This is a genomic window from Pontibacter sp. BAB1700 (genome assembly GCF_000277005.1).
Lineage (GTDB): Bacteria > Bacteroidota > Bacteroidia > Cytophagales > Hymenobacteraceae > Pontibacter > Pontibacter lucknowensis.
Genome location: NZ_AKIS01000114.1, coordinates 1 through 6841 on the forward strand (window position 1 = coordinate 1; position 6841 = coordinate 6841).

A 6841-nucleotide genomic window follows, 5' to 3' on the forward strand; every position below is an offset into this window, starting at 1 on the left:
TATACGCCTGAGTAATAATGTAATATTTAAACTTATAAGCATTTAAAATCAACGCATGAGAAAGGTATTATTGCTAATTACATTAATCGGATCCTTGACAGCCCAAGCACAGGAACTACCTTGCAAGGCAAAATATCCAGAAACCGAGCGCTGCAAGGAGCGGTACCGGGAGGACGCTGACGGAAGACCCCATGGGAAGTATATACAGTACAATAGCAACGGGCAAGTCATTCAGATCGGCAACTTCGTTCACGGCAAAAAGGAAGGAAACTGGAAAGAATACGTGGAATTCATGGGGTTGGGATATCAATATTTGTGGTACATCAATGGTAGGATTTTAGCTACCTCCTGGGACGGTCCGATAACTTCACTTTCGCATGCGCAACGATTAAGAAAGGAAAAGGAGGCAAAAGAGGCAGAAGAGGAGAGGTTAAAAGGGTTAGAGAAGGAAAAGCAAGCTAGAATAGAGCAACAGAGAAATAGAGAAACGGCCGCAGAAAAAATAAGACAGGAAGCAGAATCAAAGAAATCAAGGGAGAAACAAATTATATCGGATTGGGAAAACGGAAATAGACTTTGGAGGTCTTACGATTTCATTTCCTTTCTTGAAGAATTTCCGAATTCATACTATGCGAAAGAAGCAAAATCAAAAAGGGATGAAAGCCTTATCTGGGAAAAAGCGTTGTCCAGTAGAAGTTCAGAGGGGATAGATGAGTATTTGAAAAAATATCCTAAAGGCTACTTTTCCAGTCAAGCTAATGAATATAAAAGTAAATGGTTGTTTGAGAGAGCAAGAGCTTTAGATGAAAATCTCAACTGTATGTCATTGCCCACAAATGAAAAAGCCATACAGCTTTACAAAGAATACTTGAGGGAATACCCAAACGGGCAGCATGTGGCAGAGGCTAAAAATAGAGTGCTGCTCTGGGATATATCCAGTAAGTCTATTACATCAGTTTCAGGAATCAAGGCCAGACTCGCCTATTATAAGGCTAACAAAGAAAACCTTTGCAATGGGGTGGACTACGAAATTGCTAAACTGGAGAGTATGCACGCATTGGCTGTTGCCAAAGCTGACCCTTCAATTCTAAAGAACCTAATCATACCGGGCTGGGGTAATGTTTCAGCAAACAAGGCGAATAATAAGATTGAAGGTGGCTTAGATGATGGGTACTATTTCCACGCACCCGTTGTAGCTACAATAGCAATAGTTGGAACGATAGGCACAGGAGTATACTTCAACAAAGAAGCAAATAAGAACTATGATATCTACTTGGATAGTGATGATCCTACTAACTGGGATTGGCACTATAATAAAGCCAAGAGTCAAAGAAATACTGCTTATATTTTATATGGTGTGGGCGCTACTCTATGGACATTAGATATGGTTAACATCATGTCCAAGAAAGCGGGTATCCGAAAGCAATTAAATGTGTATAAAAACGAACAACGGAAAATAACAACCAATTTAGGTATTGATGACAAAAGCTTAGGCTTAAAATTCGTACTTAACATTAATTAACACACCATGAAGAAACTAACTGCTGTATTTCTACTAGGTATGATGTCTTTTCTCATATCATGTAAAAAATATGAAATCAAGCCAGAGCATAAGGAGCTTAATAAAGTAAGCAACTTTATACTTTTAATGCCTGCAAAGGTTCTTAGCCCCTCATCGGTAGAGCTTACATTCATCTTGCGTGATGAAAATATTGTAGGCAATTTAGGATTGGTGTTGCAGATTGCTTACGAAGAAGATAATCTGACAGGCATATATAGGAGGACTCCATTCGAGGAGTATCATTTTTCCGCAGAGCAGTTAAAAAAGCAACAGAATAAAGCTACTGTGTTCATAGAGGGTATTTCAACAGATCGTCCCCTTTATGCAAGAGTGAGGAACAGGTCATATGATGGCAAAGACAGCAATTTGATTACTTTTAAACTGTAGCTGTCATACCACTAATTTTCTGACGTATAATCATTTCTACAGTACAACATTCCAAGTTAGTTTGAATACCCCAATCTCAAATATGAAGAGTTCACAGTTAATGCTAAGCGTGGTATTTACCTTTTGCTAGGAACTGTTGAAATTCTGACTTAGAAAAGCAGTGTTTTAACATCGGTAACTTCTGCTTTGTGACCATACATTATTATTGGTTCTTTCTTTTTTTTACGAAAGGCACAAAGAGTTGGGAAAGAGAAATTGTGTTCCACTCAGCATGATAAACTATGACAAAGACTAAGGGAGTAAGAATATCTGTTACGGTGGTGCTGGTGTTAATGCTTATTACTGTTATGGGAGTATTGCTGTACGCTTTAGGAAGTCTTGACTTTAGACGCTTTAGTAGTGGCCCTCCATCCTTCAAAGGTAAAATAGCACTCGTGCCACTGGCCAATATAGAAGAAGGGGAAGTAACATTGGCAAAGTCTCAAATCGAGCGTTTCTACGGGTTTGAAGTGACCGTGCTGGAAAGGCAGAAAATGCCTAAAAGTTCATTCCACCAGCCACGACAGAGATATAAGGCCAAGCTAGTGCTCAACTATTTAAAAGATATCAAACCGAAGGACTATGATAAGGTCATTGCCTTGACTGACAAGGATATCTCCACTATGGTACGTGGGCATGAGGATTGGGGAGTTATCGGACTGGCCTACTTAGGTAAAGAGCCTTGTATAGTTTCCACATATCGACTTGGCAAGAGAAAAGTTAGTAAGAGCAAATACGAACAAAGGCTGACGAAAGCCTCGCTGCATGAAGTAGGGCATACGTTGGGGCTGCCACACTGCGCCACGTCCTCCTGTTTCATGGTAGATGCGGGCGGAAGGGTGGCAACAATTGACAAGGCCGAGGTTACTCTTTGTAGTAGCTGTAAAAAGTCATTAACTTTTTTAGCATACAAGAGAGCTACGTTATTTAGTGCAACTGCGTTCACATTATGAAAACCTTTAGGGAGTTGTGGTATGTGTTTCGAATACCTTTGAATCTAAAAACAGTGTGATGATGCGAGCTTTATCCTTTGTGTTATTATTACTTGTGCCTTTGGTAGCTGTTTCACAGACAAAAGGAAAAGCCGAGACCAAGCGTACTGGTGAAAGTGCCTCAACGGATTGGAGAAGCAAAGCCGACATCAAAAGTTTATCAGATGAAACTAGAGACATTTTATTTGATGACTCAGGCTCTTTGTCAGAGGACGAAGCTATATTGTTGAGTAAGGAATATGCAAGACTGCTTGAAATGAAAAGAAGTGAGGCTGCAGGAGAAACGCAACATGTGATAGTTGATAAGAACTTAGTTCCAGAGGCAGTGCTATTTTGCGCCATAATCCTAATTGATGATGATATAGCCCTAGGGGTGACAAGAGAAGAGGGGGTGCGGATCCCAAAAAAGGACTTTCAGTTAATAGCAACAGACATTATGGAAACCTTTGAAAGGTACCCAGAAAATCACAGGCTTCAAATGTCTTTAGATTATGTCTATGTCTGGATCGAACACTCCACGAGTGGGACTATTGTAAGCTTCAGTCGAACTTCAAGCCTCAAAGAAGGGGAGTAGAAGCATCACCTTTCATTGCACTCGTAAGGCAAATCCAGTGATATATACAGTGCGTTTAGAGATTAAATATAGAATTTTATTATATTTATCGAACTACCCTTTCACCTAAGGAGCAACTCTTTATATTTAAATTTCTATTTATGGATGCCGTACTCACTGTGGATGACGAAAGCGAAGAAAGTCATGTATATGCCTATAATGTGAGGGATGAAATAATCCATATCTCTCAGGCTAAGAGCGGTCGGAAAGGCTATTTCTGCCTTGGCTGTAAGCGAGAAATGCAGGCGTGCATAACAAAGATAGAGAACCGTTCGTCCTACTTTCGCCATGACCCAAAGGGGGTAGAGCCTACCAGAAAGTGCACTTATTCTGACGAGACGTATCGGCATCAACTCGCAAAGGAGATTCTGCAAAGGATTAAGAAGATTAAGGTTCCGGCAGTATATAAGTATCCCCCTAAAGGAGTGAGTGGATTGGCCAATTTACTAGTGGAAGACAGATACGTTGAAGCGGAGTATGTTGAGAACGAGACGTGCTTCTATGAGGATGACAATGGGGAGATACGTTGGGGGAAGAAGAAAGACTTAGGAGACAGGTATCTACTGGTTAAGCCTGATGTAACTTTCTTTGACAGTGACTACCAACCTATACTTTTTATTGAACTAGTCGCCACGCATGCTCCATCTGTCGAGAAATTAGTCAAGATAAAGCGTCTGGGTGTAGACACCATACAGGTTAAGATACCTAAAGACTCCCCAGAAGAGATTGAGCGTTCCTTTTTTACAACAGACAAAACGAAGTGGTTATATTCACATGAGCAAGAACGAACTAAATACGTACCAATTTCCCATCCAGATGCAGCGGGAGTTCCACCTATTGATGAACTCCAAAGAAAACTTTTTGAGGAAACTTACGAGTGCCGAGCAGCGCAAATTAGAAGCCTTATACGAGGCTTTAGAAAGTGTTTGGAATCAAAACCGTACAAAGATATTAAAGCAGGAATTAGAGACGAGATATCAAGAGTTGAGAAAAATACAACTGATAATCAAGAGCGACTGCAAAGACTTCAAGACCGGTATAGAGCGTCAATTACAGCAAAGTATTCAGAGCAAATCCGAGGAATTGATGAGCAAGAAGAAGCTCTTCGAGGCGAAGAAGAGCGACTACGAGAAGATGCAGTCAGAGCGGAAGAAGACAATCGAAGGGAAGCGGCAGAGCTTGACCGAGCAGCAGGAGTTCTTGATATCGACATCACAGCAGCAATCCGAGGGCTTGGTGGAAATCGAGAATCTTTTGAAGAGAGAAAAAGAGAGATTGAGCTTGAAGAAATCTCAGTTGACCGAGATATCGCAGCTGAGGAAGGAAGAGTTGAACAAATTAGAGCAACTGCAAGCCGTCTACCAGAGCGGTTTGAAGAACTTGAAAGCGCAGCTAGAAGCAAGTTTGAACAGCTTGAAGGAGAAGAGGCAGCAGGTATTGCAGGAATACGAGAGGCAAGAATCCAACTACCAAGCAGATTTGAACGAGAAGGAGTCGAACTTGAAGAACGATTTGCAGGATTACGAGACACAGCTGCTAGGACAGTTGAAAGCAGAGATACTGCAACAGGTTCCGACCTGTCCAGAAGACTTAAAAATCTACTTGATGCAGGAGGATTACTCGCAGATTTCGAAATCCATAAGTCTGCTTATAGCAGAAACAGAAAAGCTTGGCAATGCTTTAACAAGAGAACTTACAAAAATTGGGAAAACTAAAGAGGAATTTATGGAGTTGATGGATAGAAACACTTCTAATGTATAGGATTACCTATAAGCTCCTATACCATTCACGCTGTGAAAGCCGGGTGCGGTAACCTAAGCTTTCATCGTCTGGTCGGTCTCTAAACTTTGCAATGCTTGCTTCACTCTCTTCACAGTCGAGAGACCTTTCTTAACAATTGCCGCAATCTTAGTGTCCGGTAACGCAGAGTGGTTGAGGAGGTTGGCTATGTCTGAGTGCTTCTCTATAAGTCGGGCATTGGAATATGACGTGCCTTTGACTCTGCCTTTATACTTGTTTCTTTTCTTAGCCTCTGTGATGCCTTCAAACCGTCTGCTTTGCTGGTAGGTCAATTCCATCTCGGCTCCGAGTCCCAGCATCATAAGCATCGACTTTTGAAGTATGTCTATGCGACCGTGCTGATCGGGTGAGAATACCAAGGCGCTTGGATGCTGCACATGGACTGTCATGCCATGCTCCTCCACAATGGACTCAATAGTGGCGATGGTATGAGAGACCCTTCTAGATATTCTGGAAATCTCGGACACGAATATAGTCTTGATTCCTTTCCCCTGACAATATCTAATCATCCTCTGGTATCCCTCCCTTTCCAAGGTATGGGTTTTACCTGTAATGGAGTCTGAAAAAAACTTTTCAATTCTGTATCCCTTGGCTGTAGCCACCTCCTCTAAGTTCACCTTTTGCCGGTCCACCGTCTGATTATTGGTGGAGACCCTGCCGTACGCAACTGCTGAAATCATATTCAAAATAGGTTTAGGAGTGTGAGTATCTTTTCCGGGATGTGAAGCTGTTGTAAAGATACGAAGAAATATTCAAATATGGGTATAACCTAATATGAATTGATGATGCTTATGTTATGGAGTTCAAAAAAGATAATAGATTGTTGAATGAATAAATCTAAGTAGCTGTTCCAACAATCAATAACTTACATAGGAAAAGAAACTATAACATAATTGGATGTACGGTTCGGAAATCATTAAAACTTACTTTTCTTCTCACCCTGATAAGGAGTTTGATGCTCTGTTCAGTGAAAATGCTGGTTTCTTCTGCGGATGCAGAAACTCGATTTATAAGTTTGAGCGGATAGCAAACGACACATTAATAATATACTTCCTTGATAAAACGGAACTTAGTAATGTCCCAATAATTATTGATGGCTATGTTGGGCATTACCGCTTAGCTCAACCTCATACAACAATGATTAGGAGTGGTGCATTTGTCTGCCAAGGTGTAACTAGGCTAAAGCAAAAAGAGCCGACAACAGCTTGGAGATGGAAAGATATAAAAGTCAAAAAGAAATTCTGGCATAGGGGGCTGTCAGTTCAAATTGTGAATGAAAACATGAACATCAGGTTTAGATGCGAAGCAATATATCCATTAGAATACTCAAGTAGTAGCTATTCCCACCCCTATGAGAGCGACACCTTAATTTAAACTACAATACTTACGCTTATAGGTTTAAAATCTAATTAATATTTCCAATTAATTACTTCGTGATTATTCACTATA

Annotated in this window: 7 protein-coding genes; 6 read left to right on the forward strand and 1 reads right to left on the reverse strand. The window is 40.8% G+C overall.

Annotated elements, in window-relative coordinates; translation table 11 throughout:
* The first annotated feature begins 55 nt into the window (after positions 1-55).
* From O71_RS13765 to O71_RS23940, 5 genes are all read left to right on the forward strand, one after another.
* Positions 56-1522: a hypothetical protein gene (locus O71_RS13765; RefSeq protein WP_007657794.1), complete on the forward strand. Its 1467-nt coding sequence runs from the start codon at positions 56-58 to the stop codon at positions 1520-1522.
* Between the two features lie 6 nt (positions 1523-1528).
* The gene (locus O71_RS13770) at positions 1529-1948 is read left to right on the forward strand and encodes a hypothetical protein (RefSeq protein WP_007657795.1); all 420 of its coding nucleotides are present in this window, start codon (positions 1529-1531) and stop codon (positions 1946-1948) included.
* Between the two features lie 281 nt (positions 1949-2229).
* Complete coding sequence (locus O71_RS13775) at positions 2230-2940, forward strand: zinc-dependent metalloprotease (RefSeq protein WP_007657796.1); 711 nt, start codon at positions 2230-2232, stop codon at positions 2938-2940.
* A 58-nt stretch (positions 2941-2998) separates the two neighbouring features.
* Positions 2999-3553, forward strand: coding sequence for a hypothetical protein (locus tag O71_RS13780; protein WP_040574296.1), 555 nt, complete (start codon positions 2999-3001; stop codon positions 3551-3553).
* 140 nt (positions 3554-3693) lie between these two features.
* Positions 3694-5307 carry a hypothetical protein gene (locus O71_RS23940; RefSeq protein ID WP_155800902.1) on the forward strand — a complete coding sequence of 538 codons (1614 nt, stop codon included), beginning with the start codon at positions 3694-3696 and terminating at the stop codon, positions 5305-5307.
* 99 nt (positions 5308-5406) lie between these two features.
* Here O71_RS23940 and O71_RS13795 read toward each other — a convergent pair whose 3' ends face one another.
* The gene (locus O71_RS13795) at positions 5407-6072 is read right to left on the reverse strand and encodes a recombinase family protein (RefSeq protein WP_007657800.1); all 666 of its coding nucleotides are present in this window, start codon (positions 6070-6072) and stop codon (positions 5407-5409) included.
* 217 nt (positions 6073-6289) lie between these two features.
* On the opposite strand from O71_RS13795, the gene O71_RS13800 reads away from it, so the two are divergent.
* Positions 6290-6766, forward strand: a complete 477-nt coding sequence (locus O71_RS13800) for a hypothetical protein (protein WP_007657802.1) — start codon at positions 6290-6292, stop codon at positions 6764-6766.
* The last annotated feature ends 75 nt before the right edge of the window (positions 6767-6841 follow it).